Here is an 807-nt window from a genome sequence, read left to right as displayed (position 1 = left end):
GCAATCCGTCCGTATCGCCTGAGTTCAGCCTCACCGAGGAGCCCCTGTTTTCAATCTCGATTTATGCAACAACGCCGGTCAAAGGTGTCAACCTGTATGCCGCTTGTGACTGGGAAAAAGGGTCGCCAGCTTCCAGTTCACGAATCCAACTGCTCCTCATCATGTATTTGCTTGCGCAACGTCGCGAAATGCTCCTGAAGACTTATCCCACATAACGGATGAACGCTCTCCGGAACGACGGCATCGACTTTGGCCCAATCCTCTGCAGTCAGCATCTCCACTGTTCGTGGCATGACTAGGTTTTCCTCGGAAGATAGATGATTGCGATAGTAAGCAAGATATACTGCCGCTTGTGCCACTAACACGTCTCTAGGCGTTATAACGTCACATTCGGCGCCCTTGAAGTGGTCAAGTAGTTGGGCACTGGTTTCCGCGATCACTAGATGTTCCTGTAGAAGTCGACTCACCACAAGCTGTATATCGGGATCTCGCTTCACCAGTAAAGAAAAAGCAACATCCTCTCGAGGGTGATGAATGCGATCGCCATAATCGCACATGTACTCGACGATTTTAGTTATCAATTGATAATTAGGCTGTTTTCCCTCGAAAAAAGACCCGATTTGATTTTGGAGTGTGTCTAGTAAATGAGCGAAGTACAAATGATCGCTATGCCAATCAGCAATAGTGTTGGTCATGTCGGCCATCCAGGGATGTGGTTATTATTGGCATTTAGGGAAATGCTGAATAAATCAGTGCGCGAGTCATCGCGGGATTGGGTGAGTGCGTTGTCATAGTCATGTCCATGGT

1 protein-coding gene is annotated in these 807 nt (G+C 48.1%); it reads right to left on the bottom strand.

Annotation, left to right across the window (positions count from 1 at the left end; translation table 11 throughout):
- Positions 1 to 137 precede the first annotated feature (137 nt).
- Positions 138 to 695, bottom strand: coding sequence for a hemerythrin domain-containing protein (locus tag J8I34_RS34230; protein WP_371748209.1), 558 nt, complete (start codon positions 693 to 695; stop codon positions 138 to 140).
- Between the last annotated feature and the right edge of the window lie 112 nt (positions 696 to 807).

The sequence above is a fragment of the Cupriavidus phytohabitans genome, assembly GCF_017815025.1.
GTDB lineage: Bacteria > Pseudomonadota > Gammaproteobacteria > Burkholderiales > Burkholderiaceae > Cupriavidus.
Note: the sequence above shows the minus strand (reverse complement) of the source record. Positions and strands in the feature narration are given on the sequence as shown.

Coding starts and splice junctions, on each gene's coding strand:
- J8I34_RS34230 (WP_371748209.1), bottom strand. CDS start 695: ATGACCAACACTATTGCTGATTGGCATAGCGATCATTTGTACTTCGCT.